The organism is Leeuwenhoekiella polynyae, assembly GCF_004104075.1.
Classification (GTDB): domain Bacteria; phylum Bacteroidota; class Bacteroidia; order Flavobacteriales; family Flavobacteriaceae; genus Leeuwenhoekiella; species Leeuwenhoekiella polynyae.
Genome location: NZ_QOVK01000001.1, coordinates 26,412 through 51,838 on the forward strand (window position 1 = coordinate 26,412; position 25,427 = coordinate 51,838).

23 protein-coding genes are annotated in these 25,427 nt (G+C 39.2%); 11 read left to right on the forward strand and 12 right to left on the reverse strand.

The genetic code is table 11. The features are described from left to right. Window position 1: 1 nt before the first annotated feature. Window positions 2-847 carry a helix-turn-helix domain-containing protein gene (locus tag DSM02_RS00100; RefSeq protein ID WP_128763743.1) on the reverse strand — a complete coding sequence of 282 codons (846 nt, stop codon included), beginning with the start codon at window positions 845-847 and terminating at the stop codon, window positions 2-4. Between the two features lie 206 nt (window positions 848-1,053). Here DSM02_RS00100 and hxlB point away from each other — a divergent pair, with 206 nt between their 5' ends. After that, a complete protein-coding gene (gene hxlB, locus DSM02_RS00105) occupies window positions 1,054-1,638 on the forward strand; it encodes a 6-phospho-3-hexuloisomerase (RefSeq protein ID WP_240673939.1) in 585 nt (194 codons plus the stop codon). Between the two features lie 41 nt (window positions 1,639-1,679). Continuing rightward, window positions 1,680-2,306 carry a 3-hexulose-6-phosphate synthase gene (gene hxlA, locus DSM02_RS00110; protein ID WP_128763744.1) on the forward strand — a complete coding sequence of 209 codons (627 nt, stop codon included), beginning with the start codon at window positions 1,680-1,682 and terminating at the stop codon, window positions 2,304-2,306. A gap of 74 nt (window positions 2,307-2,380) precedes the next feature. On the opposite strand, the gene DSM02_RS00115 is transcribed toward hxlA, so the two are convergent. Together DSM02_RS00115 and DSM02_RS00120 are read right to left on the reverse strand one after the other, a co-directional pair. Next, complete coding sequence (locus DSM02_RS00115) at window positions 2,381-3,160, reverse strand: 3-keto-disaccharide hydrolase (RefSeq protein ID WP_128763745.1); 780 nt, start codon at window positions 3,158-3,160, stop codon at window positions 2,381-2,383. A gap of 261 nt (window positions 3,161-3,421) precedes the next feature. Then, window positions 3,422-3,799 (reverse strand): Fur family transcriptional regulator, encoded by a 378-nt coding sequence (locus DSM02_RS00120; protein WP_128763206.1) that lies wholly within the window; start codon window positions 3,797-3,799, stop codon window positions 3,422-3,424. Between the two features lie 715 nt (window positions 3,800-4,514). Here DSM02_RS00120 and DSM02_RS00125 point away from each other — a divergent pair. After that, window positions 4,515-4,739 carry a DUF4625 domain-containing protein gene (locus tag DSM02_RS00125; RefSeq protein WP_128763746.1) on the forward strand — a complete coding sequence of 75 codons (225 nt, stop codon included), beginning with the start codon at window positions 4,515-4,517 and terminating at the stop codon, window positions 4,737-4,739. A gap of 903 nt (window positions 4,740-5,642) precedes the next feature. On the opposite strand, the gene DSM02_RS00130 is transcribed toward DSM02_RS00125, so the two are convergent. The 6 genes from DSM02_RS00130 to DSM02_RS00155 form a co-directional block, all read right to left on the reverse strand. Continuing rightward, the gene (locus DSM02_RS00130; RefSeq protein WP_128763747.1) at window positions 5,643-6,614 is read right to left on the reverse strand and encodes a hypothetical protein; all 972 of its coding nucleotides are present in this window, start codon (window positions 6,612-6,614) and stop codon (window positions 5,643-5,645) included. Then, window positions 6,611-7,618, reverse strand: coding sequence for a DUF4421 family protein (locus DSM02_RS00135; protein WP_128762020.1), 1,008 nt, complete (start codon window positions 7,616-7,618; stop codon window positions 6,611-6,613). Before DSM02_RS00135 ends, DSM02_RS00130 begins: the two co-directional genes overlap by 4 nt. Next, on the reverse strand, window positions 7,608-8,330 hold the full coding sequence (locus DSM02_RS00140) for a DUF3667 domain-containing protein (RefSeq protein WP_128763748.1): 723 nt from the start codon (window positions 8,328-8,330) through the stop codon (window positions 7,608-7,610). The genes DSM02_RS00135 and DSM02_RS00140 overlap by 11 nt, the downstream gene beginning before the upstream one ends. Window positions 8,331-8,336: 6 nt before the next feature. Next, entirely contained in the window at window positions 8,337-9,176 is an 840-nt protein-coding gene (locus DSM02_RS00145) for a hypothetical protein (protein WP_128763749.1), read from the reverse strand. Window positions 9,177-10,151: 975 nt separating this feature from the next. Further along, window positions 10,152-11,474, reverse strand: a complete 1,323-nt coding sequence (locus DSM02_RS00150; protein ID WP_317128214.1) for an FAD-dependent oxidoreductase — start codon at window positions 11,472-11,474, stop codon at window positions 10,152-10,154. A gap of 514 nt (window positions 11,475-11,988) precedes the next feature. Further along, entirely contained in the window at window positions 11,989-13,152 is a 1,164-nt protein-coding gene (locus tag DSM02_RS00155; protein WP_128763751.1) for a hypothetical protein, read from the reverse strand. A 181-nt stretch (window positions 13,153-13,333) separates the two neighbouring features. Here DSM02_RS00155 and DSM02_RS00160 point away from each other — a divergent pair, with 181 nt between their 5' ends. Both DSM02_RS00160 and DSM02_RS00165 read left to right on the forward strand, forming a co-directional pair. After that, window positions 13,334-14,095, forward strand: a complete 762-nt coding sequence (locus tag DSM02_RS00160; RefSeq protein WP_128763752.1) for a hypothetical protein — start codon at window positions 13,334-13,336, stop codon at window positions 14,093-14,095. Between the two features lie 8 nt (window positions 14,096-14,103). Further along, window positions 14,104-15,204 (forward strand): cadherin repeat domain-containing protein, encoded by a 1,101-nt coding sequence (locus DSM02_RS00165; RefSeq protein WP_128763753.1) that lies wholly within the window; start codon window positions 14,104-14,106, stop codon window positions 15,202-15,204. A 101-nt stretch (window positions 15,205-15,305) separates the two neighbouring features. Here DSM02_RS00165 and DSM02_RS00170 read toward each other — a convergent pair whose 3' ends face one another. Beyond that, window positions 15,306-15,512, reverse strand: coding sequence for a hypothetical protein (locus DSM02_RS00170; RefSeq protein ID WP_128763754.1), 207 nt, complete (start codon window positions 15,510-15,512; stop codon window positions 15,306-15,308). An 87-nt stretch (window positions 15,513-15,599) separates the two neighbouring features. On the opposite strand from DSM02_RS00170, the gene DSM02_RS00175 reads away from it, so the two are divergent. The 5 genes from DSM02_RS00175 (at window position 15,600) to DSM02_RS00190 (ending at window position 19,891) form a co-directional block, all read left to right on the forward strand. Beyond that, window positions 15,600-16,517 (forward strand): helix-turn-helix transcriptional regulator, encoded by a 918-nt coding sequence (locus DSM02_RS00175; RefSeq protein ID WP_164918196.1) that lies wholly within the window; start codon window positions 15,600-15,602, stop codon window positions 16,515-16,517. Between the two features lie 76 nt (window positions 16,518-16,593). Next, a complete protein-coding gene (locus DSM02_RS00180) occupies window positions 16,594-17,199 on the forward strand; it encodes a hypothetical protein (protein WP_128763756.1) in 606 nt (201 codons plus the stop codon). A 32-nt stretch (window positions 17,200-17,231) separates the two neighbouring features. Beyond that, window positions 17,232-18,302 (forward strand): hypothetical protein, encoded by a 1,071-nt coding sequence (locus DSM02_RS00185; RefSeq protein WP_128763757.1) that lies wholly within the window; start codon window positions 17,232-17,234, stop codon window positions 18,300-18,302. Beyond that, the gene (locus tag DSM02_RS20640; RefSeq protein ID WP_262707826.1) at window positions 18,292-18,423 is read left to right on the forward strand and encodes a hypothetical protein; all 132 of its coding nucleotides are present in this window, start codon (window positions 18,292-18,294) and stop codon (window positions 18,421-18,423) included. Before DSM02_RS00185 ends, DSM02_RS20640 begins: the two co-directional genes overlap by 11 nt. A gap of 100 nt (window positions 18,424-18,523) precedes the next feature. After that, complete coding sequence (locus tag DSM02_RS00190; RefSeq protein ID WP_128763758.1) at window positions 18,524-19,891, forward strand: PcfJ domain-containing protein; 1,368 nt, start codon at window positions 18,524-18,526, stop codon at window positions 19,889-19,891. Window positions 19,892-20,390: 499 nt separating this feature from the next. Here DSM02_RS00190 and DSM02_RS00195 read toward each other — a convergent pair whose 3' ends face one another. Together DSM02_RS00195 and DSM02_RS00200 are read right to left on the reverse strand one after the other, a co-directional pair. After that, complete coding sequence (locus DSM02_RS00195) at window positions 20,391-22,616, reverse strand: hypothetical protein (RefSeq protein ID WP_128763759.1); 2,226 nt, start codon at window positions 22,614-22,616, stop codon at window positions 20,391-20,393. Between the two features lie 109 nt (window positions 22,617-22,725). After that, a complete protein-coding gene (locus DSM02_RS00200) occupies window positions 22,726-23,409 on the reverse strand; it encodes a hypothetical protein (RefSeq protein WP_128763760.1) in 684 nt (227 codons plus the stop codon). A 678-nt stretch (window positions 23,410-24,087) separates the two neighbouring features. On the opposite strand from DSM02_RS00200, the gene DSM02_RS00205 reads away from it, so the two are divergent. Beyond that, window positions 24,088-24,744 carry a class I SAM-dependent methyltransferase gene (locus tag DSM02_RS00205; protein ID WP_128763761.1) on the forward strand — a complete coding sequence of 219 codons (657 nt, stop codon included), beginning with the start codon at window positions 24,088-24,090 and terminating at the stop codon, window positions 24,742-24,744. Window positions 24,745-25,427: the final 683 nt, after the last annotated feature.

The window sequence follows — 25,427 nt, forward strand, 5'->3', positions numbered from 1 at the left end:
TTCATTCAGGATACAAGGTGTTGTCGTGCTGTTGCACATAGTTTTTTGCCTGGTTCTGAAATTCCTGAGGTGTCTGATTGGTATGCCCTTTAAAAAATCTACTAAAATATGACCGGTCTTTAAACCCCAGATTGAAACCAATTTCTTTGATGGTGTTTTCACTGTGAATCATCTGGCGTTTGGCTTCCAGGACCAGACGATCGTGAATGAGTTGCATTCCGGTTTTGGAGAGTTTTTCCTTTAAGATCTGATTCAACCGCTTAGCACTGATATTCATCTTATCTGCATAAAATGCTGCTGTGCGTTCCTCGTGATAATTCAACTCCAGCAGCATCATAAACTCATATACCCGCTTTTCATTGATGTCCTGAAGGGTAAAATGCTGTTCTTTCAACTGAATGAGTTTCAGTAAAAACACTTTAAGCAAAGCCTTTACTATAATCAGGTTGATTTCCTCTTTAGCATATTCCTCATGCATCAAATTGTAAACTGCTTGCAGGCTGCGTGCACTCTCTTCGTTGAGTTGTAAACACGAGAACTCACCTTGTACATTAAAAATTCTAAAGACATCCAGTAAAAACTCTTTAAGGTCATCCTCCAGCAACTCGTGCTTAAAAGAGATCAAAACTCCTTTTTTACCGGCTTTATTCAATTGATGTACGCGATACGGCGGAATCAGGTAAATCCAATTTCCTATCAGCGTTTGAAAATCGTGTTGTGGGGTGTGTAATGCCTCCTCATTGATCAACCAGACGATCTCATAAAACTCCTTACGCCCCGGGTCGTCCAGATAAGAAGGAGGGCAGTCTGCAAGATCGCGTATGTATAAAACCTTATCACTAAGCATATAAGCACTGTTTTGGATAAGACTTGTATTAAAATTTACAAGTCTGTTTGAAGTGTTGTTTCTAAAATGTACCACAAAAATAGCGAATAACACCACTAATTTTTAGAGGGTGAGCAAATAGTACCACACATCTGTCAAATCGTGTAACAAGTAGGTTGACTTGTTGGGTACTTTTGTACCGATTAGAATAACAATGCTTAGAACTTATGATGAATACTCCAACGATACCCCTAAATGAAGTCTTAGATGAAGCAGTGAATCTGGTTTATGAAGAACATTTAAAAATGCGCGACGGACTGGATTACAACCAGCTGGCAGCGGTGATTCCACATCTGGATGCGAGTAAACGTATTTTTTTGATGGGAATGGGCCGCAGCGGACTGATGATGCAAGCGGCGGCGATGCGCTTGATGCATTTAGGATATGAAACGTATGTAGTGGGAGAGACCACTACCCCTGCAATAGGTAAAGGAGACCTGTTACTTGCCGGTTCGGGGAGCGGAAGTACTACAAGTATTGTAAATGCCGCAAAAACCGCAAAGCAAGAAGGAGCTGGTGTAGTAGCGATCACAACAAACCCAGATTCTCTTTTAGCCGATCTGGCCGATCAGGTGCTTCTCATTCCTGCAGCACAAAAAAACAAACAGGAAGCGGCTATTTCTAAACAATATGCAGGTAGTCTTTTTGAACAAAGTTTGTTGCTGGTTACTGATGCTTTGATACAGGTATTGTGGCAGGCCGGTGGGAAATCTGCAGACGAACTCTGGAAACGCCACTCCAATCTGGAGTAAGAGCTAGAAAAATAAAAATTATAACAACTAAATTACATACCATGACTCAATTACAAGTAGCAATAGATTTATTAACAACAGAAGATGCAATCGCTTTAGCGACTAAAGTAGCACCCTATGTAGATATTATAGAATTGGGAACTCCGCTGATCAAAAGTGAAGGTTTATCAGTGATCACTGCGATGAAAGATGCATTTCCCGATAAACTGGTTTTTGCAGATTTTAAAACAGCAGATGCAGGCGAACTGGAAGCAGATATGGCTTTTAAAGCCGGAGCGGATTATGTTACTATTCTGGGATCAACCGGAGACAGTACCATTGCCGGAGCTGTAAAAGCTGCAAAAGCCCATGGAAAAGCGGTAGTGGTAGATACTATTGGTGTTCAGGATCGTGTAAAAAGAGCACAAGAAGTGATTAAACTAGGTGCTGCGTTTGTAGAACTCCACGCCGGTTTAGATGAGCAAGCTGAAGATGGGTATTCTATTCAGGTATTGATCGACGAGGCCACTCGTGCAGGAGTACCGGTCTCTATTGCAGGGGGTGTTAACCTGGATAGTATTCAAGCGGTAAAGGAATCTGGTGCGGTAGTAGCAGTAGCCGGTGGCGCAATCTATGGGGCAAAAGACCCTGCAGCAGCAGCTAAAGCATTAAAAGAAGCTTTAAATTAAACGATTGGTTGAATACGAATCTGATTTATTAAAGCCTCTGAAGCTTGCTTCAGGGGCTTTTCTCATGGTATAAACTATAGCTTTTTGAGCTTGATGTCTTTAAAAATAACACCTTGTCCTTCTGCTTGTAAACCGATGTAGCCGCTTTTTAAAGCTTTGCCATCTACCTTTAGATCCGGATTATACCCCTTGGCTACTTCGCCCCCTATTTGCGTGTTAGTATAGCGCAGCACTTCTTTGTCATTGACTTTATGAATGATCAGCGAGTCTTGATACACGATCAAATCTGCTTCTACCCAGGTATCCCACGTATAGGTGTCTGAAGACGAATTGATGCAGTGGTCGTTTGATTTTTTACCTTGATAGAACACATCAGTTCCGGGGGAGCACATATTTCCGGTAGGTCTGGCTTTTCCCGGTTCGGCTTCTGCCAGCATCTGGTATTCTACTGAAAGGGGCCAGTCTTGTTCTTTTAAAATAGTTTCCGGCGCTTGTGCATGAAACATAACTCCGCTGTTTCTATACGTATAACTGGGAGCATCTTCCATCCATTCCTCTGTAAAGCGATACCTGAATTTAAGATGAAACGACTCAAAAGGCTGGTCGTAAAATAAATGTCCGTATCGTTCGTCAAAGGTGTCATAATCCTCATAGGCTACCACTATGCTGCTGTCTTGTACGCGAAAGGTATCCGCATAATTCTCACCGGTCTCGTGGTGGTAGAATTTGGGCGTCCAGCCTTTGAGGTCAACGCCATTAAAAAGCGTGATCCATTCGCTGTCTTCTGTTTTTTTAGAAGTGCACGAAGCCCATACAAGCAGCAGTACAAGCCCCAAATAGTTGAAAAGTTTCATGGGTTATATCAGTTTGTGGTTTAAATGTATTGATTTTAGGGGAATGCATACTCAAATAGTAAGGACTTCAAGACGTATAGTCTGGTATTTTTTTAAGCGTTAGGTTTCTTTCAGAATAGGTTATGCTACTGAGATTTAACTACTCTATGACTTGTCTCGTTCTCCAAATGCAGTGCTCCAAGCACAATGTCTCGTACACTTGCTACGAAGTACCTCACCTCATAAGCTTTTCATCTACCGCAATAGGTTGCAGCGCGAAAACTAGTTTCCTTTACATTCCGGGCAAATGCCCGAGACTAAAAAATTTACGTTTTTTACTTCGTAATTAGCCGGTAATTTGAAGCTGGGTTCTACAGCCTCTATACAGGTCACTGTGTTGCAACGCTCACAATTGAAGTGTAAATGATTGTGTTTGTGTTTAGTAGTGCAACTTTGGCAATTCGCATACTTGATAACGCCATCAATATTGGTGATTTTATGTGCGAGGTGTTCATCTACCAGTCGATCTAAAACGCGGTAAATGGTTACCCTGTTGCAGAGTCCTTCGGGTAACTTTGCTTGAACATCACTTTGAGATAAAGCCTCATCAGTCGTGTTGATGATTTCTAGAATGGCATCTCGAGCTACAGTATTTCTCATTTGATTTTTTTAATGCAATAGGGTTGCAGTTGCAAAAATAAAAGTTATGTTTGCAACAATGTTGCAATAGGGTGTTTTTAATACCTATACAAAGTTAAGTAACCTAAGATTAGTAGCCTTATTAAGTTTGGGCAATCTATTTTTAGGGAATCTGATGCTTATACGCAACACCATATCGGGTTATATTCTGTATGATAAGACGGCAAAAACATCGTATTTCATTCCTGTTGCTTACACTTTTTCTAGTGATGAAGTTAGGCAGCCTGCACCTTCTCGTGCACGATGATGATCTACAGCAACAAGACGATTGCCCAATCTGTCAGGTAGTCATCAACCAGGCTGCTATTCCAGTTCTTCCAGAAGGTGAGCTACCTGCAGTTGAAACTCCCTTTTTTCCCACTATGCTTCATCAGGAGGCTACACCCTTTACTTCCTGCTCCTTTCAAGATCGGCTTTTAACACGCCATCTGTATTGCAGGCCGCCCCCACGACACACAACCGTATAAAGTCTCTTGTTTTAGGTGTATGCATCTGCTTTGCGGTAGGTATTGGGTTAGTAGTTTTTCCCTAATACATTTAGTTTAGATTAGTATACGCGCTGCAACGCGTTGCTGCACCTAATTCCAGAGCTTATTAATTACGTACCTCAGCCAAGACCTGTTAGCATTTGGTAGGAATCCAGTTTGGTTGATCCCCGCTTAGCACGAGATAGAATGTGAACATTCACGCACACGGTTTGCCGGTAAACGAAGGTGATGTGGAATGGACTTTTGATCGGGATTTTGAAGCGGGCTATCACGAGGAGATTGCTGTAGAATTTCATGAGCATATCGATGTGCCGGCAACCGCACCTGTAGGAGCATACCATATGGTGATTACCATAGAAGATGAAAACGGGAATACAGAAGTCATTGACACGCATCTAGACGTAACTCCTTAAATTTTAATCATAAGCCTGTGTCTGCCCCTAACAGGCATGGGCTTTTTTAAATCGAATACGATGAGAATACTCAAACGGAACCTTGATCTTTTGGTGTCCAGCCGCATCAACTTGCTCCAGGACATGCTTTGCCGTATCGATGTAAAAAATGAACAGAAAGATGAATAGAAGTTACATCTTCTGATGAAGTGTTGATTGATCTCCTAACGGAGATTTGAGTAGTACTTACTTCTAATCTTGTTTCATTCATTTTCTTAGCTTCTCCAAAGAAACCCTTTGACTATCGCTCAGGGCAGGCTTAACAAAAGAAAAGACACCCTCGCTTCGAAATTTTTCGCTCGATAATCGAGATTAAATATTAATGAGCTGGTCTTGATCCCTAATTGATTCCTATAACGCGTAAGGTATTCCTTTTAAAAGCCGTTTTACGGCCAAAAACCGGCTCGTCAGCTCCGCGTCGCTACCGCTCCTGTCCTTCGGAGCTTCTCAAGCCTATTCTGAACCGAGGGAATTGATAATCCGTTTGACCCTTCGGGTATGGGTATTGTAGTGTTTTAAATTGAGTAAGAATTCAACTCCCTTTTCCTTGAGAGAAGAGATCATGATTCGTTGAACCCTTCGGCTAGGGGTGAGTGGTCATGCTGTCCTGATCATAATCGGGATTGTTTCAGCATCTCATCCAATAAGGCTTCTCGATAGCCCCTTCGACAGGCTCAGGGTGACAAGTGATAGGGTTGCTTATTTGGTAGTTCTGATTTTTAATCTTGTATTTCAAAAGGCTTTGGTTTAAAACCTTCCGTCTAACGTAAATTGACAGTATTTCATATGATGAAGGGGAAAGTCCGCTCCTAGATACGGTTACTGAGCATTTTAGGGCTTTAAAATAATGAATGCTGTTGTTTTTTAATCTTTGGCAAAATCCACCATTTTAAAAGATCGCATAGCCTCTCCATCAATTAAGGTATATTTTAAAGTATACGTTGCTCCGGAAGGGGTTCCATTTTGATACTCAGGAAATGTTCTTAGTACGGTGTCATTTTTAATCTCATACTGATCATAACCCTTATAGGATTGAGTTAAAAGACTATCAGAAAAACCATCAGGAAAAGCAAATAAGCTCATAGATTTTCTGTTGTTAACCGATACGCCCTGAACGCTTATGCTATGATCTTTAGCAGATTTTATGAACAACAGGATTTCTGGAGAATCGTCTTGATTTAAATCGGTTATTTGAGCATCTACAATGTTTCCTTCATAAGCCATTTGTACTTCTTGATTTTTCAATTCTAGTCCTGCGGGTTTAATGCATACGGTTTTTTTGCGATCACTTATAGAGCCGGAAACCTCAAAAAACAGCGTGTCATATCTCAGGTTTTGCACAAAGCTGCGTTGATCTATTTGAGTGGTATCTAAGGATTGCTGAAGTTTGGTATATAACCCTGCTAAACTCGCTCCGCCTGAACAATAGTAAAATAATGCAGCTTCATCACTATCTTTTAAAATGGATAGTTTATCCTCGTTGAATTGTAGCCTAAGCGTTCCAACATCCTTTTTGATTTCAAAGGTGCTGTCGTTTAGTGCAGTAGCAAAACCATCTAAGGTACAGGTAGGCTTTTTAATAGCATTTCTAGAACGAATGCTTACCTGTAGCGCATAGTTTTTATAAGAGGTGGTGTCTACTTTGATTGCAACCCAATCGTAGCCTTCATCCTTTTTAAAATAAGCAGCATCTACATAAGCTCCTATAACGTTTTGGAAAGAGACCTTGCTTTCTTCTTTTGATAGCTCAGCAGAAGGCGGTGTTTTTTCTTTAGGTTCTTTACAGGCAAATGCCAAAAGGAGGATGCTATACATTATTAAGTAAACCTTTTTCATAATCCCAGACGTTCAGTAGTTTGTCTTAACTTTTCTGGAGGGTCAAAGCGGTATCCTATAAAAAACAATCCATACCAGGAGTCATCCTTTAAAGAAGTGTCATTTTCGTTAGTATAACTTAAAGATTTGTAATTGAGACGCGCTCCCATTAAGAATTTAGAGGTGTTATAACCTACTTGTATTCCCGCACCGTATTCCGTTGTGAAATAGGTGTTTGATTCTTTGTCGTTATATTCTTCTCCAGAACGTTCATAAGTAGACATGCGGGTACCTATACCCCCAAAGGCATAGGGAGCAATATTGAATTGTTCTTCAATAACGGCATTGTAATAATAACTAACATCTAAACTAAAATCAAAATTATTCTCTACTCCGGTGTAGGTTTCAAAATCATTCTTTAATCGAGCATAGCTATAGTTAAAAGTAGGCACAAAACTACCTGCACTTACCCGCTGCCATTTACGTTGGTAAAGCAGACCTTCTAAAGAAAAATCTGGATTTAAAACGTAAGAGGTCGATCCGCCATAAAAGGTGCGTTTAAGATCAGGAAACAATAAGTACCCCTCATTGTCAAAAAAATCAGGAAAAAGAACGTCAGTATTCTCTACGTAAAACCCTTTTAAGCGCTGGTATTTGAATTCTTGTACAAATTGCCCCGGAAATAGTCTAACGGTAAAATCTTGATATTGACTATCGCCTCTTTCGTCGTTATCATCATTACCGGGTAAGAAACCCGGTGTAAACGAATAGGAGAAGCTAAAAATTTTATAATCAAATAGTCCTGTAAGCCTTAAATCATTATTTGTAGCGAGTTTTAATTCCTCATCCATTCCTTCTCCTGAGATAAAATAGTTCTCCAGATAGGAATCTACGTGCACTTTTACCTGCACCTGATCCGTGTAAGAGATGATCTTGGGAAGGGTTTCTAAATCTTGAGCATAAAAGCTAGCAGGTACCGCTAAGAACAGCAGTATTTTGAGTGTTTGAAGTGATTTAAAACGCATAGGTGTAAAGTATTAGTAACGTTAATAAGAGGACATAGGTTAAAAAGAACGTAAAAAAGGAAAGGAGTACTACCTTAAATTTAGAATGGTCAAAAAATTGTATAAAACACCAGAGCGTTAGTGCGCAACCCAATAGCGTCTCGAAATTCTTGAACAGATTGAATTGAGTAGTGTTTTTAATCCGTACCAAAAAAGCCAGAAAAACGATATGCATCACCAGTCTTTGACAAGCAGCAAACGTGTTTAAAATAAAATGCTCTGCAAAATTGAGCCTTTGTTTTTTAAAGAACAGCCAACTGCTAAAACTCATTATGGGTAGAATTGCCAACGTAAAATAAACATAATTCCCATCTAAACGGGTGGAAAATTCATACAGTGATTCACTAAATTCCGGTTCTTTTTCAGGCAACTGAAACACATCAATATCAAGGCTATGGTATAAGAAACTATAAATAGTAGCTAGTACGATGAGCATAGATACCGGCATAAAGTACTTGACGCGTTTACCTGCTAAATAATCTTTAACCACATAGCCGGGTCGCCAATATAAAGCGCGTATGGTATACAGAAACCCGGAGTCTACATTAAAGAGCCCCAGGCTTAAATCTTTAAATATATACTGTAATTTTATACGTTGTATTTGGCTGTGTTGCCCGCAAACCGGACAAAAATTACCTTTAAATTCATGGTGGCAATTTTTACACTGGGTCATAAAAGCTTATTTACGCTTAGTACCCCAAGGGCAACGCTTGATCAAATAGCTTAACGTGCCCTCATACGTATCAAGAGACGAACCAAAACCATTTCTATTCACCGAATAGAGGCTTGAACCCGTATCTGAAACAATGGTTAAGCCAATAGTCGTATCGTAATTGGTAGTAGTAGTTGATGAGTTCGAGGTAAGCTCTCTCCCTTTTCTTTTATCCTTGTCTTTATCGTTTTTATAGGTAGTGCTTGAAAGTCCGGAAGTGCGGGTACCTTCAAACTCAATATTAGCAGTTCCATAAACAACAAATTCTACACCCAACAGACTGGCTACATCTTTGGGAAGCATCGTCTTAATGCTGGTAGGATCTAGTCCATTTTGAAGAAGTATGGCATTTGTGGTCATCGCTTCCTGAACTATAACCTGATTGGTATTCTTTTTAAACGAATTGATGGCTGTTTGTTGCACCTGCCCTGACATGGCTTCGCTCATCAAGCCCTGGTCGTTAGAAACCATTACAAAGGGTAACACCGCCAATTTGTTTTTTCTGCTCGCTGCAGTAGTAGCACTTACCGGTGCAGCCATCGCGGTAGGAGCAGCAGGTTGCTCATTAAATACCTGAGTGCGACCACTTGAGAATGTGATTTTTGCAATTTCAGATTTTTTGATGTCGTAATTTAAATCTTCGCCAGAATAAATAAATTCTATGTTGTCTTCATGTACAGCAGTCACTTTACCTTTCTTAGTTTCCCCATTAAGCATATAGACCATATCTGCCGCATCTTGAGCACTTAAGTTGGTATTTAAACCCACGAGGGCTATGAATAGGCATAGGAGTAATTTTGTTCTCATTTTTTTAATTTTTTGGATCTTAAATTTAAATTAACTTAATTTTTGATGGGGTCAAAAGGATTGATTCTGTATACTGGATTTTTTTCACATAAAAGATTTAAATACTTATAAATTACTTGTAATAAGTTGCTTGTCTGCTTCTTTAAACGTTTGAATTGAACGCTTCAAAGCATTCTTGATAGCATGTTGTTATCCACAGACTCCTCACAATCCTTTCTCGCTTAATCATTCTAAAAGCTCACAGCAGGTATAAGAACAGGGGGGTAAATGGAAATTGCTATAGCATCATGTTCTTTACTTTTCTTTACTCGCGTGAGTTATATTTTTACGGGAGCTCGTGAACCTCGTGCCCTCGGTTTAGCTCGCGTGGTTATTATTTCACGGGAGCTCGTGAATCTCCTGTCGTCGATTTAGCTCGCGTGATATTATTTTACGGGAGCTCGTGAATCTCCTATCGTCGATTTAGCTCGCGTGGTTATTATTTTACGGGTGCTCGTGAACCTCGTATCCTCGGTTTGAGTAGTGTTAATTATGATTCTTGTTCCTTACTTTTCTTTGCTCGTCCAAAGAAACCTTTCGACTATCGCTCAGGGCAGGCTTAACAAAAGAAAAGACACCCTCGCTTCGAAATTTTTCGCTCGATAATCGAGATTAAATATTAATGAGCTGGTCTTGATCCCTAATTGATTCCTATAACGCGTAAGGTATTCCTTTTAAAAGCCGTTTTACGGCCAAAAACCGGCTCGTCAGCTCCGCGTCGCTATCGCTCCTGTCCTTCGGAGCTTCTCAAGCCTATTCTGAACCGAGGGAATTGATAATCCGTTTGACCCTTCGGGTATGGGTATTGTAGTGTTTTCAATTGAGTAAGAATCAAGCTCCCTTCTCCTAAGGGAGAAGGGTTTGGGATGAGGAGTTTTAGCATCAAGGCAAAAGAACAATAGCAATAGCAATAATAATAACAATACTCATAACCCACTATTTCTTGCTTACTCCCCCTCTGGGTCCATCGCGTTCCTGAAGTACTTTTTCAGAATGCAGTACGGCAGCGGCTTTTGCGGAAGCGGTGACTTTTAATGCACTGCGTTTGAGCATTTCGGTTTCAAATTTGTTGAGTACGCGTTTTCGAAGGTTACTCGCTTTAAAGGTTTTTGCCGGGGAGTAACCTTTGGTGATGCGCTTGGCCAGCGCGAGTGCATCCAGTAAGGCCTGATTGGCACCCTGGCCTTTAAACGGACTCATCGGGTGTGCGGCATCGCCTAGAAGGGTGCAGTTCCCCCAGTTTTTCGTGAAGTCTGGAGTCAGCAGTTCGCGGTCATATACGGGATATCCTGAAATGAGGCCCGGTTCTGTAGCTGCTACAACCTGAGGAATGGGAGCGTGCCAAGGGGTTCTGTGCTGTACGGCCTGTTTTAAAGCTTCGGGGCCTAAAGCACTGAGGGCTTGAGCCTGATCTTCCGGGATGGGGAAACTGAATTGCCACATAACGGACTCCCGATCGTAGGGCATCATATACATACGAGCGGTACCGTCTGCGGTTTGAAACACGGTTGCTGAATCGAGTAACGGACTTTCAACTTCTGAGAGTGCTTTCAGTTTACAGATCCCTAAAATGACGATACAGCCTAAATACTGCAAGGGAAGGAGTTGCGGCTTTAGCAGCATGGTGCGTACGGTACTGCGTATGCCGTCTGCTCCCACGACCAGATCAGCATGAGCGGTTTTTGAAGTACCATCCACTTCCAGATGGAGTTGAAGCGCTCCGGTATCGGTGGGCTGAATGCCCAGCAGTTGGTGTCCCCACTGTATTTGATGGGCCTCCCCCAATTGGTCAAACAAGGTCTTACGCAATGCCTGACGGGCAATGTGTATGTTGGTTTTTTTAGCGGTGGTGTGGGTACCGGCATCCCACTTGCGCATCCCCCATTCACCAACGACGGTGCCGTCGGGTTTGTGTGCGAGATGCCGGGTAGAGACTACGCCATCTTCCAGTTCGTGAATGCCAAAACCCTTTAAAGCGGTGTGCGCCTGTTGCAGGGTGAGGCCGTATCCCTGTGAACGCGCATCCACATGCAGATCCCGCTCGTAGACGGTAAAGGGAATCCCCCGGTGTAAACAAGCTACTGCCAATGCCATGCCGCCTATTCCTGCGCCTATGATAGCGACGTTCGGGAAGGTGTTGGTATCGGGTACCGGTGGCTGTGCCGCAGGGATCAATCCCGAAGCCGAACAGGTGGTGCACGGTTGTAGATGCGCTTTGGGCTTTACCGGTTTGGGATTGGAAGGAAACCGGCGGTGCACCTCCAGGGCTTTCTGATACCGCTGTTTAGCACGCTTGGAAAGCCCCCGGTTTACATAGCCCTGGCCCTTACAATCGGGACACGGGATATAGCTTGTTTTTGGGGTTTGCACGATGATTTACGCATTTGGAGGTGCAAAGATGTTTAAAGAAAATGGGTTTCGCTAGTTTTTAGGGAGAATCTGGGCAATACACAAGTAATCCGTTTGCAGTTGAAGTTGGTAATCGTCAGTTAGCAAGCTGAAAGTTACAGGTAAGAAGTGAGATTTGAGTTGGTAGTTTTTTGGATTTGAAATTTATAATTTAAGAACAAAGAATTTGTGTAGCAGTCTCATTAAGTAGTTGCAGTTTACAGGTGTTTTAATTCAGGGTTCCCTAATTACAATTTATAATAACCACTTGCACTGAATGTAGCATTTTAAAGGATCAAAGCGGCGGCTGCGTGAATTTTACGCGCGTAGCCTGGTAAATTTGTACCGAAGCAAGAGCGACTGAGAAGCCTAGTAATACGTGTCATTAATTTAGGAATTTACCGATTGCTTTCCCCACGCTTATGCCTAAATAATGTTGTTTATTAAACTCCCGCCACTGAAGTTCGAAGGCTATGCTTGATTCTCCGTCTTTGTTTTTGAGATTCAGGGGGATGCCTAGTTTCCAATTGAGAGCATCATAACCATTCCAAAAATTTTGTTCTATGGCTGCACTAAGGCCAACGAGTTCTTTCAGCAAGAATGTACCTTCAGCTTTTACCTGCCCTGATGTAAACTCTTCATACTCCCCATAATAATAGCTGTCTGTACTGGTAAGGGCGGGTTGACCTACTGGAGAGCTTTCAAAAGATGTAAAAGTTCTTTTTTTGACTGTCTCGGTTAACGTGTTGTTGTTTTGATAAATACGTGATAAGATAGAACCGCTAAAGGATATATTTCTCAATTTGAAAAAAGCATTGCCGCTAAGCGATGCATCCCAGGCTTCAAACTGATGCTCAGATAGTTTACTTGCATCTGTTGCGTTAGTAAAGGTGTTACTGCTCTTTGTAAGTGGGATATAGCCTTGCAGGGTAAACCAAAATTTCCGCATCGCGACGTAGAGGTCATTTTTAAGTATATATTCCGCCTCTTTAGTAGCAATTAATTCAATGAGTTCTTCATCATTTAAAACTTTGGTTTCTAAAGCCTCAAGAGCTAGGTTTTTTATCGTTTTATCTCTATACGCTTTTAAAAGACTCTGTATGTGTTGATCTGAGTTTTTAGTAAGCGTACCCGGTATAAACCATGTCAGTTTGAATTGGGCACCTATATTTTGCGCCCAACTGGATTCTTTAAAGGTATAGAAAGAACCGGTAGGTTCCCCTTTCAATTTTAGACCTCCTGATGCCAAAAAGCTTTGATAACTGGTTTTAGTCAATCGAGGATCAAAATTACCCATTAAACTCAACGAATTATCAGCATCGTCTAATATAAAGCTTAAACGTTGGGTCGAAATTTTAGTACTCGGGAGGTATTGATTCAATACATCTCCTACCAGAATATTCAGGGTTTTGTTATTTAGAAACTCAGAGGCATTGATCTCAGCTTCATAGTTTACTAAAGCTTCATCAATTAAGGCTCTTGGGGCTTGATTTTGTGCAAAATTTAAAAAGGGTATCAGAAGAACTAGTAGCGTAATTTTTTTCATCATGCAGGTATTTGATTGTTAGTAGTTTGGTTCTTATAAAGAACGCTCTTTTACATTTCTTTAACAATCCCCAGTATCGGGTATTTTTCCCCTTTTTGAAGGGAATACGGAAATCCGTAAAGCCATATAGCTTCCGTGGTTTAGATTTGTTTAAAAATCATACTAAACAAACCTCAAATCAATTATGAGAAAACAGTACCTTACATTATTAGCAGCAACGACCTTTACCTTTTTATCCTGCTCTGATTCGGCTTCAGACGAATTTGAAGAAGTGAACGGTGAGGTAGAACCTCAATACATCACTTCGACCATTGTAACGGCAACCGCCGATCCTTCAGACCGTACCACTTTATTTTTGAGCTATGATGAAAATATGCGGCTCACGGACGTTTCTAACGGGGAGGATACCGACTATTTTATTTACGAAGATGATGAGTTGGTTAATGTAACCGGACAGAACGATAACTTGGATATCGAAGAATTATACCAGTCGCCTTATAATGCTTTTGAAGTGGGTGAGGTACGTGAATATGACGCTAATGGAAACCCTAAGCGTATTGCTTTTTATAGTGAGGATTATGATCACACTACTGGAACAACCATCGATAAAGAGTATATGGCGGTGGTTTCTTATGATGATGCTCCTAATCCATATTTCTACACCTTAAAGGCAGCAGGGATCATAGAGGTGCTTGACGGGGTGCAACTCCACCTAACGATGACCCCTCAAGCTTCAGAGGTAGTCAAAGCACGGGCATTATTGTTTAATAACAATCCTTCTCAGGTGGTGTACTTTGATGAAAACGGGGAGACGTTATACGATATCAAAGTTGATTACAGCTATAATGATTTAAATTATCCCACCCAAGCTACTATCAAAGCAACCAATTATGAGCAGGATGGGGCGGTTGATTTTTATACGGCTACGTTTAGTTATTTAAACTAAATACTGCTATGAGATGTATTAGACTTATAAGTTTATTGCTTATCGTATTTTTAGGAAATGGGTGTGATGTAGAAGAAGTCGATTTACCAGAAACAACTAACCCTCTGGTTTTTTGGACAAATGATTTAGTGGTCATTATGGATGAAAATCCAAGGAATAATAGCTTATTAGGAAATATACAAGGGTATTCGGAAAAGCAATTTTTATACAGCTATTCTTTAGAAGCATCAAATCCTGAAGGCGCTTTACGCATTGACAAACTAACGGGTGTGCTTCAAGTGCAGGATTCGACTTTTTTTGATTTTGAGCTTTACCCATCAATTACAGCGAAGGTAAAGGTGGAAGCAGACAATACAGCGGTGTTTGCTAATATAGGCATTGAATTAAAAGATGTTTATGAATCGGTATTGAAAGCTGAAGGATTTGAAATAGCGCTTGCTGAAAATCCTTATGCACAAACCTACTTAGGGCAAATTGAAGCAACGACGACCGACGGCGCGTTAACCTATGAGCTACTGAAAGAAAGCCATCCCGGTTCTATAGATCTCAGTCCTACCGGTGAGGTCATTGTATTAGATAATAGCCTCTATGATTTTGAAGCTAACCCAAAGCTCACAGCAACCATAAAGGTTTCTAATGGCGTTGTCTCTAAGCAGGTTCAGGTGGTTATTTATCTTACCGACGTTGACGAACCGGATGCTGTTTACAGTATAGGTTTTCGTGGATTTAGTGATCACAACTTTTGCAATCAGGGGCCTGACAACTCCAGCTATTTTTATATAGAAACCACGAGTAGCGATGGCTTTTTTCAAGCGGCTGAATGGTTTGCAGGGAACGGAGTTGAGATCGCACAGAGCTTTGATCAAATAACAGGAAACGAAATAAAAATAGACCTATCGATTCCGCCATTTGATCCTGAATATATCGAACTTACTTTGGGAACACATTTAGAGGGAATCTTTTTTACCGTATATAAAGACCAGAAGGAATTGATGACCATCAGTGCAGAAGAACTTTTTATATGTACAGATACCCAGCATAGACTTGTGCTTACCTATAACACGCAAAATGACACCTATGACATCATCTATGATCAATATGGTTTTTAGTCTAAATATATTGTGTTGCTACTAGCCTGATGTCATCTTTAAGTATTTTTCACATAAGAAGTTCAATAAAAAAAATAGGTAGTGGTACTGCTTGCTGGTAACTAGTTTAAACCCAAAAGCTCTTCAACCCGCTCAAGTGACTGTTCTAAAAATTTGTTTATATCTTGTTCAGTAGCACCTCGCTCATATTTCTGCCGCGAGACAGAATCACCCTTTAGTTCCTTTATTAATCCCAGAGAATCGTTGAGTTGAGCGTAGAGTATAGCTAATTGAATCTGTCGTTCTTTGGGTGTGAGTTTAGGTTTCATCAGTAGATTTATAGTTTTTACAAATGTATTTTATCGAACCGTCATAATATGACGGTGTGAATGTTATATTTGCTTAAAATACCAGTTATGAGTACGTACGCTAAAATATCCCGATTGGGAAAAATTGTTAGTTTAATAGAACACAAACCGGGTATTAGCCTGGCTGAAATACAGGAAGGTCTATCTCATTATGAAGAATCTAAGCCCATATCTAAACGTACGCTAGAACGCGATCTGGCCACTATACGCAGTGAATTTTTTATTCAGGCTGAGTATAATAACGCTTTACAAGGCTATAAAATTGACGACAGCGCATTGGACGAAACTTATGAGTTTCTAAAACTGGTTGAGTTTGCCAGTGTAGGGAAGTTATTGAAAGACGGGAAGACAGACCTAAGTAAGTTTTCAGATCTTGTAGAACTGGACGATTCCTCAATTTTTACAGGGATTCATTTAGTCAAAAAAATAATCACCGCCATTCTGCAGCAGCAGCACATACGTTTTAAACACATCAATTATTGGGAAAACACTGAAAAAGACTATACCATCACGCCCCTTCGCATTAAGGAGTATTTAAATCGCTGGTACGTCATTGGAGTGCCCCACAAATCTAAAGAAATACGGACTTTTGGAATTGACCGTCTAAAAGACTTAGACACTGCCGGAGCAAGCATGATCAAGTATAAAGATTACGAAGAGCAGCTGAACCGGTTTCATAAAATCATCGGTCTTAATTTTAATGAGGGAGACGGTAAAACCAAACGCATTAAACTAAGAGTCTTCCACAAACATTTAAAGTATTTGCAGAGCTTGCCGTTACATCGTTCGCAGCAGATTGACTGGCAAAGAGGACAGGAGCATGGGATCGTGACCTACCGCATTGTACCCAACTACGAATTTAAAATTCAGATTTTAAAAATGCATTGTTTTGCAGAGGTGCTTGAACCCAGTGAGCTGCGGGAAGAAATCAAAAGCATGCTTCAGGAAGCTTTGGATCAGTATTAATAGTTTTTTGTCCGTCACAAATTGGCGGACTTTGCTTTTACTTTTGGTTATCAATGTGAACTTTTAAAATAGAATTATGAAAACTAAAACCTGGGATCCTTGGATTGGATCAAATTATAAGAATGGAGGTATATTTAATAAGCGAATTTTAATTTTGGGAGAATCTCATTATGGAAACTCAAATATTTTTAATCGTAGAGATTACACGCAGCAAGTAGTGAAAGAAAAAATAGGAGAGGGAACAGATGACGGCGAGGTATTTTCATCTTCTTTTTTTACCAAATTATTTTACACATTACATTCAAGAGATAATAAGTTAGAGAATTTAAAAGAGCTTTGGCATTCTGTGGCCTTCTATAATTACATCCAAGAGCCTTTAATTGCTTCAAGAAGAAAACCCGAAAAATGGATGTGGCAAAACTCTAAAGAGTCTTTTAAAAATGTTGTTTTAGAATTAAGACCAGATTATATAATAGTACTAGGATACAGAATGTGGAATGAAATCTGGGATAAATTTGAACACAATGTTCTTAAATTAACCAAAGAGAATAATTGGAGAAACATTCATCAGCTTACTTTTTTTGATAACAGACCTATTATGTTCTGCATTAAACATCCCTCTAGTGGTTATTCTAGCGATAAGTTTGGTATGTTTATAAGAAATACTCTCAGGGAATTTTAATAATATATTTAAACTACACTATTACTACTTTTATGAATAATAATAACGGTATAATAATTAAGCTTAAAAATCATCTGGATATAATCACCTCTGGCGATATTGAAAAAATACCGGTTGGAGATAGTATTTTTTCTAAATCCTTTATTGATTATAATAATCAATTCATAAAATCTAATTACGACGCGAATTATAATTTGTTTGCTGAAATCCTACGTAAAATTCCTGGGGCCTCAAGAATAGTTCAAAATACAAAAAGGGGGCTTTCATACATAGCCGAAATTTCACCAGAACTACAAAAAATGATTGATACTGGTGAAGCATATATATCAAAATCAAATGTTAAAGAAGGGAATTATTCAGCAAATGTATTAGCCAATGCAAACAATAGTAAAAAGGGAATTCTAGGACAAGTCACATTAAAAGAAATTGATTTAACTGCTGAGCAAATAGATAATTTATTATCTACAGCTCAATTAATGAATATTCAGCAGTCAATTGCTAGTCTATCAGGACAAATTAAGGATTTGGATGAAAAGTTGAATATTGTTTTATATGGAGCTCATAATGACAGACTAGCACATATTCAGAGCGCATATAATATGTTTCTTCAGACTAGAGTAAGTGAAAAGTATAAGGATTTACTTTTTCCCGTAATTATAAGTCAATTAAGTTTGGGTAGAGAACAACTTATTTATTCTCTCAAGTATGATTTAGAACAAATAGCATCCAAAAAAACAGGGTTTAAAGCTATAATTGATGGTTTTACTGAGGATAACTTGCTTTCTAAGCAAAGAGAACGATACTATCGAATCAAACAATCACTCAGTTTTATAATTAGGAGCAGTCAACTTTTAGCCTTAGTTTATCAAGATATGAATGAGCCTAAGATGGTTGCTCAAGCTCTAATACGTGTAAATGAGGTTTTATCATCATTTGATACTAACGCTAAGAGAGTTATTATAGAATGGGCGCCAAATGAAGAGGAGGCTGAACAAATGTTTTTCGCCATTGAAAAGACAGAAATAACAATGAATAACTATTTTGAAGATTTACCTTTAAATAATGGAAATTTACATTTGAAAATAGATAACTATGAAACATAATCAAACCAAGAATAAAAATTCTGCAAAATGGGCCAAGGTTGGTTCTATTACTAAGAAAGCAGGTAGTGTATTGCTTGCTTTGGCACCACTAGTAATTACAGCTATAGTCAAGAAGAAGTAATTTTTTAGATAGAAAAAAACAGATTTGTTATCTTATATTTTTTAGTCCGTCACAAATTGGCGGTTTCCATTTTTACTTTTGACATTCAATCTGAAGTAAAGTGGAGGAAAATATTAATGTTATAAAACCCAAATACAAGCCAGAAATTCAGCAACGACTGAATCTGGTTATGGAGTGTTTCTCTGATTTTGATTTGTATGAAGAGTTAGCATCTCTTTCAAAAACTACCATTTATACATCCTGGCTTCAGTTTTTAGATCTTCATTTTAAAAAGTTGGAGGATAATTACCGGCTTTATTTCGCCGCATTAAATTATTTGATGGCTGATGATTATTTCATCACGAAGCAAACACAACTTGAGCTAGATAGAAGCCTGTGCTTTATGAAGGCGGTGGTTAATACTAACCTTCAACTAAAAACAGAACTTTTAACACAATGTATCGTCCAAATTGCTTGTTTTTATGGAAAGCACCCGCAGCGTTTATCCGTATATGCGTCTCTTCTGGCTAAACAACAAACTACCCTCAATGACCTTAGTTCTTGCTGTCATTTGCATCGGTTTTTGTTTGGGGGAAATTTTTCTGTCCCGGGTTTTATAGACGTAACCAAAACAAACTTACCGGAATTCAAAAGGCGTGTATTGGCGGTTATTTTTGAAGAGCGCAGTTTAAGGACGACCTTTCCTTCTTGGCGTCTATCAAAGCAGGAAGCTCATTTGTTGCAGTATACCGGTATTAGATTAAAACATACATCTTATTTAAGTCGCTACGATACTCTTACACATTACCTCATTGTCGTACGATTACTTAAAGCATTTCCGGGAAAGCTCAATGAAATTGTCCAACTGCTTAAATGGACTAAATCCTGGGAAAACCGTCATTTAGAACGATTTAATACAGATATGGCGTTTTGGGAGGAGATTATTCGGTTTTACCTGACTCATTCCAGGGAGAAGCTTGACTTTGATTTTTACATTTATCTTGATTTCATTGAGTATAAGAGATATTTGAGTCCTAAAACAGCAGGGAAATATAGTCTGAAAGGAAGAACTATTCAGTCACTCAATTTAGCGATGGAAAAATGGCATCGCATCGGTTATTTGGAGGCTGATCAGGAAGGAGAACCCATCACTTGGAAATCTTGCAATCTTAAATGGATTGACCACGAGATTGATGGAACACGTTATGTTATCGAGGAGATTAAAGATTCTAAAACTTTATTTGACGAGTCAAAAGCACTTAAACATTGTGTATACTCATATTTGCCTGATTGTATAAGAAGTTATTCCAGCATATTTGGTTTGCGTATTGAAGAAAATGGAGTTTTTAAACCATGCTGTACGATTGAGTTACGCCGTAATAAAGTGGTTCAGTTTTTAGGAGAAAATAACAGAGACCCTTACGAAGAGGAACGAAGAATTCTCAAAGAATGGGTTGAACTCAATAATTTAACTATTGATATCTTCTAAATACGGATTTCAGTAAAAAAATTAAAGAACAATTCACTTAATTTGATCAGAACCTATGACGCCCCAGACAAACAACAGATACATAACCAAATCTCACTTCAAATTAACGCTCGATTGCCCAACCAAGCTTTTTTATACCCGCGAGTGTGAATATAAGAATCAGCCGTATGCAGAATCCTTTTAGGCTTCATAATTCAAACTCGATAGGCTGGCGTTGGTGATGATCCTGGAATAGTTTAGAGAAGAGCAATACGTTTAGCATTGTCCTGAATGTTCTGCGTGTACTGACTGCGCAGTATGACCTTTCCATTGACTTTTGATGTTAGACCAGAACGAGACTCGAAGAGATCATTACGGTATAAATGCCACTTTTTTCTTAATCGTGACTTACATTAGCGAGCCACCAGTCACAGACTGGCGGGAGCAGGGGTTACAAATCGTGTAAAATACATTTAAGAATTGTGTAAATTAACTTGGAATAATTTTAATTTAGGGAAGGCTACAAATTATTTTTAACATAGAATCCAAACTCTTTACTCCCCAAAAGCCCGTTTTCACTTACCCCTTCAATGATACCCACGAAGTAACTACTGATGTCCGAACAGAAAAAACTAAGCTCCGCTTCCCCATTGTCATCGGTGATGATTTGAGGTTTCCAGACAAGGGTATTGCGATAGTCTGGGAAGGAATCATCTTCACTATCATAATTAGGTTCATAAAATTTCTTTTCTTGATAGTATCCTTTTGTTTTGGTAAGATTGAATTTTTCCAAGAGTTCGTCCTCAGTAAGCTTAGGGTAGTGATATACTATGCTTTGCATTTCATCGGCGGTAAAATTATATGGATGACTACCAGGATTGCGATCGCTTATCCAAGCGGTATATCTTTTACCTTCAATTGGTTTCTTTCCAGCAGCTTCTGCGGGACAGTTTAATATACCACAAGAAGCAACATAATCATCAATAAGGTTAAGTTTTGCCAGGCTATCGAGCTTCGCTAAATATTTATCCCTAGAGCCTTTTATTTTCTGTCCTTTAACCAAAACTTCATCAAGGTATATCCCCTGGGTCATACTGGTGCTTGCAATCGGTTCTTGGTTTTCTTTTCTATTGCTATTAATGGGGTAATTGTATGTGTATTGGTCAGCCTGCCTTTCTAAAACTTCATAACCATCTGAGACTTTTACTTTCACTTCCGGCCCGTCTTCGGGCTCAAAATGTTGGATGTAAATGCGCGGTCCTAAACTCAGATAATCCGACTTGATATAAAATCTTTTAAGACTGTCTAATGGTACAAGGTTTAAAACTTGGCCACTTTCTGGATCAATGGTCATCACACCTTGTTGTTCGATGGCATTTTTCTTTGAAGGTATTGTGATTACCTTTCCTATGATGCCATCTTCCAAGATTAAATGACCATTATTCTTTTTTAGTTTCTTTTCGGTCCAGACATACTTTCTCCAGCCTTGTGTTAAAAGTAACAGATCGAGCATTTTTTGCCGGTCTTCGTTTTCTTCGTCAAAATAATAGTTGGGATTGTAGATACTTCCTTTAAGCTGAGTTGAAAGCTCATAATGTGTCAGGATGTTTTTGCCATCTTCCGGGTTTTTGTATAACCTGTCATAGACGCTCAGTGCCAAATTAGATTGTATTGGATTCCCGTCATTATCGGTGACTTTTATTTTGAGATCTACCTTTTCCTTAGTATTATAAATCTTTTTTGAAAGTGAATAGGAAACCTGTAATCTCTTTTTTGAATTCACATAAACAAGCCTTTCGGCAACCGGTCTTTGCTGCTCATCAAACAAGGTCACCTCGCAGATTCCCTGAAGGAAGTCTTTTGTAGGAATAGTAAGTTCCAGACTATCCTGTATATGGGCGGAGGCCATGGCCTGTACCTGCCCTCTTATCTGCGCCCTTAGATAGAGCTGCCCGTCTGCTGTATTTCCCCTTACTTTAAAAACCAGTTTTTCCGAATCCCTTCGGGCCAGATGAAATGAAAATCCTTTTTGCTGAATTTCTGGAATATCATAAGAAATAGAATCACATTTATCTTTTGACTTCAGCTTTATCAGGTAACTATTCTTGATGTTCGGGACAAAGCTAAAACTGCCCATCCCGGCATGGATGGAAGTGAATTTCAGTAGCGGCTTTTGATTTTCATAAAGTGTTCCCGAAACAGCAATAGGTATGCCCGTGCTATCAACTGCTTTAAAGGCTAGTTGGCTTTTGATCCCATCGATAAGCGATCCACCTTCGGGGAATATTTTAAACTGAATAGTGGATGCCACTTTTTGAGTAGTATCAGGATCGAGCGTTTTTGCGGTAATATCTGTATTGGTTTTCTCAATATATTCATTTATCCGATTGACAAGTTTGATTTTTCGGACGCCATGATATTCTGTTATCTCACTTTTGAAGGAATGCCTGCTGTAGGCTTCTAAAAAATAATTTCCCACATCTAGGGTATCGTTGAGATAGATCTGCCCATCTGAAAAACCATTGACGATCTCATATTTTTCCCGCCATACCACGCTATCATTTTTAATGTTTCTAAGCTGTACATACAGGGTTTTATCTATAGGTGAAGGTATGAAAACCTGAGCATTGAGTATTGTGGCCCTAAACCAAAGGTCCTCTCCGGTCTCAAAAACCCCTTTATTTGTACTTAGATAGATCGATGTTAGGGTTCCTGTATCAGTAAGGGAATGGAGCTGGGCGGCCATACTGTCCAGTTTTGCCCTAGTATCTTGACTGAACAGATTATCAGCGAAGAATAAACAGCAAACAAAACAGGAAAATCGTATTGTAATTCTGCTTTGTGATATAAAAAACTTAAACATAATGTAATATTAAGAAACTAACACTTCTCAATGTAAAAGTTAAAAAAAAATAAACTACTACGGCTAGAAGGCTTTTAACAGCTTCCCGGGTCTCGTTTGCATTATAGATACGCAAGGAGTCTAAATACGGTCTGGCCAGATCTGCCCGCTCCAGTTTAAATAAATAGGCATCTGCAATATTGAGGGAGCTGATGATTAACCGCCGATTATCTTTGACATGTTTTGCCAGAACAATCACTTCTTTGTTTAAGCGTATAAAATCTTCGTAATTTTTTTCTTCCAGATAAATATTAGCAAGATCAATTTTTGCGGCATTAATCAGTGCAGTATCGTTAATGCTTTCGGCCATAATTATATTTTTATCAATATAATCGCGGGCCTGCTCCGGGTTGTCTAATCTCAAGTAGTCATTGGCAATATGACTTCTGGAAATCGCCAGTAATAATGAATCTCCAATCTTCTCTGCCAGTTTTAAATTCTTATAGTTGTAGAGAATTGAAGCCGGATAGTTTTCTTTCTCAAATTCAATAGCTGATTTTTTGATATTGCTTTTTAGGTAAGCAACTATTTCCTCTTTTGTGGAATCAGGTGAGATGATGGTCGTCTCCTTAATGTTTTGAGAATAGGTAAAAGACCAAGCTACAACTAAGGTAAATACTGTAGGTAATAACTTCATTAGGGCTTAAAGTTTAAAGTTCAATACGCTAGTAGACTACCGGTTAACGAGTTACTGGAAGTTATACAACTCTTTGAATAGTGGCTTTTTATAAAGCTTAAAAAACACAAACTCAAGGTGTAGCTAGTTATACCATACCTAAGAACTGCTAAATAGTTATGGTTATCTAAATGAATCTGCATTTTTTTAAATCTTAGATTAGCCAATTGGATTTTTTACATTGGATAAAAATTGAAAGACTTATACTCGTGTTTTAGGATATAACAATAACTTTTTATCTTGATATAAGGTTATTATTGGTTTTTTTTTAGCACAAGATAGGAAGCCATAACTTAGATTTTTTACACGTCTGTGATTCATTTCACTTGGAGGATCACCTCATACTGAGCATAAATATACATTATTATTTCATAACTATAACGTTTTCGATAACGTGTAAATGTTTGAATAAAAGAAGTTTATGGTCATTTTTGCCCGTTAGAAGCTTCACTGCCAAAACATCTTCTTTTTAGGTAAAGTTTTGTCATTCCTCTGCAATTACATTTTACAAATAACTGGGTATTAAGCACGCTCCAGATTCACACTGATTGAAGTATTGAGGAGTATCTTTATCAAAATTTGTATTTGGTTATTAGGGCTCAGTTGGTATATTTTAAAACCTGCTTTAACTTGCCTCCAATGAAAAAAAACTCCAAAAAGCCCTGGCCCACCAAAGATGCTATGCAGCAGGTGTACGAAAAGAACCTGTGGGGTGGAGACCGTACTTTTTATTCCGGAGCCGGTTCACACGATGCAGAAACAATACAGCCATATATCGAGGAGGTGATCACTTTTTTTAAAAGCCTGGAAATTCCACCCGTGGTCTGTGATCTGGGGTGTGGGGATTTTAATGTAGGGAAGGAGTTGGTTCCCTATACCCAGGCCTATAAAGCTGTCGATATCGTACCGGAGTTGATTGCCCACAACAAAAACACGTTTAAAAGTAAACAGCTCACTTTTGACACCATCGACCTTGCTAAAGACCCCTTGCCTGAAGGGGAGGTGGCTTTGTTGCGGCAGGTATTGCAACATCTCTCTAATGCAGAAATCCAGCGTATCGTCAACCAGTTATACTTCTATCCATACGTGATCCTTACCGAGCATGTACCGGAAGCGGAATTCTCCCCTAACATAGATATTATATCCGGACAAGGTATCCGTCTTAAAAAACACAGCGGGGTTGATCTACTGGCGCCTCCTTTTAATTTTAAAGTAAAAACCGCCAAACAGCTGTTATCCCTACGGGCACCGGCAGTTAAAGGGCGGTTGGTGACGACCTTGTATATGGTGTTTTAAGGTTGTTGTTGAAATATACTGACCTTTTCAAAATCATTTAATGAAGATATAGTAACAACCTGTTAAAGCTTTATAAGTTATGATTTTCCTGCCCGGCTTACCAGACGGGTTGGTTCTTTTGCATCAATGTGGAAGAACTGGGAGATGAATAGATGTTAGATCTTCTGATGAAGTGTTGATTGATATTCTAACGGAGATTTTAGTAATGCTTATTTCTAATCATGTTTGTTCATTTTCTTTACTCGTACCTTTTCAAAAGGCAGTTTAAAAACTACTTTACTTTGAGCAGTGCATTCCTCTCCTTTTAGTCGTCGGATGCAGAAAAGAAACGACGCCTTTTGGATAGGTATTTTTCGCCTTGGGGCGAAAACCGCAACAGTTGTCCTAAATTCCTTCCAAGGCTTTATGAATTTTTAACGGACAACTGCTGCTATACTGACCAAAAGGAAACCAAACCCTTCGGGTATGAGTACATATAGTTTTATTCGTGTAGTTATTATGTACTATCTAAATTCTGATAGAATGCCAGTATCGGCCTATCATGAGGTTCTCGTTAAATTTGAAGTGAGCGTAGCGTAGCAGGCGGTTCTGTTTGAGGCCCGTGGCCGAGTTAAGCGCATGCAGCGGAGGGAACAAAAAATTTAGAGAAGCTCATGTAAGCCTAGATTTTTTTGGTTTCCAGC

Bases quoted from the DNA above. Each gene is read 5' to 3' on its own strand.
- DSM02_RS00100 (WP_128763743.1), bottom strand. From the start codon at position 847: ATGCTTAGTGATAAGGTTTTATACATACGCGATCTTGCAGACTGCCCT.
- hxlB (WP_240673939.1), top strand. From the start codon at position 1,054: ATGATGAATACTCCAACGATACCCCTAAATGAAGTCTTAGATGAAGCA.
- hxlA (WP_128763744.1), top strand. From the start codon at position 1,680: ATGACTCAATTACAAGTAGCAATAGATTTATTAACAACAGAAGATGCA.
- DSM02_RS00115 (WP_128763745.1), bottom strand. From the start codon at position 3,160: ATGAAACTTTTCAACTATTTGGGGCTTGTACTGCTGCTTGTATGGGCT.
- DSM02_RS00120 (WP_128763206.1), bottom strand. From the start codon at position 3,799: ATGAGAAATACTGTAGCTCGAGATGCCATTCTAGAAATCATCAACACG.
- DSM02_RS00130 (WP_128763747.1), bottom strand. From the start codon at position 6,614: ATGAAAAAGGTTTACTTAATAATGTATAGCATCCTCCTTTTGGCATTT.
- DSM02_RS00135 (WP_128762020.1), bottom strand. From the start codon at position 7,618: ATGCGTTTTAAATCACTTCAAACACTCAAAATACTGCTGTTCTTAGCG.
- DSM02_RS00140 (WP_128763748.1), bottom strand. From the start codon at position 8,330: ATGACCCAGTGTAAAAATTGCCACCATGAATTTAAAGGTAATTTTTGT.
- DSM02_RS00145 (WP_128763749.1), bottom strand. From the start codon at position 9,176: ATGAGAACAAAATTACTCCTATGCCTATTCATAGCCCTCGTGGGTTTA.
- DSM02_RS00155 (WP_128763751.1), bottom strand. From the start codon at position 13,152: ATGATGAAAAAAATTACGCTACTAGTTCTTCTGATACCCTTTTTAAAT.
- DSM02_RS00160 (WP_128763752.1), top strand. From the start codon at position 13,334: ATGAGAAAACAGTACCTTACATTATTAGCAGCAACGACCTTTACCTTT.
- DSM02_RS00165 (WP_128763753.1), top strand. From the start codon at position 14,104: ATGAGATGTATTAGACTTATAAGTTTATTGCTTATCGTATTTTTAGGA.
- DSM02_RS00170 (WP_128763754.1), bottom strand. From the start codon at position 15,512: ATGAAACCTAAACTCACACCCAAAGAACGACAGATTCAATTAGCTATA.
- DSM02_RS00175 (WP_164918196.1), top strand. From the start codon at position 15,600: ATGAGTACGTACGCTAAAATATCCCGATTGGGAAAAATTGTTAGTTTA.
- DSM02_RS00180 (WP_128763756.1), top strand. From the start codon at position 16,594: ATGAAAACTAAAACCTGGGATCCTTGGATTGGATCAAATTATAAGAAT.
- DSM02_RS00185 (WP_128763757.1), top strand. From the start codon at position 17,232: ATGAATAATAATAACGGTATAATAATTAAGCTTAAAAATCATCTGGAT.
- DSM02_RS20640 (WP_262707826.1), top strand. From the start codon at position 18,292: ATGAAACATAATCAAACCAAGAATAAAAATTCTGCAAAATGGGCCAAG.
- DSM02_RS00195 (WP_128763759.1), bottom strand. From the start codon at position 22,616: ATGGCCGCCCAGCTCCATTCCCTTACTGATACAGGAACCCTAACATCG.
- DSM02_RS00200 (WP_128763760.1), bottom strand. From the start codon at position 23,409: ATGAAGTTATTACCTACAGTATTTACCTTAGTTGTAGCTTGGTCTTTT.
- DSM02_RS00205 (WP_128763761.1), top strand. From the start codon at position 24,088: ATGAAAAAAAACTCCAAAAAGCCCTGGCCCACCAAAGATGCTATGCAG.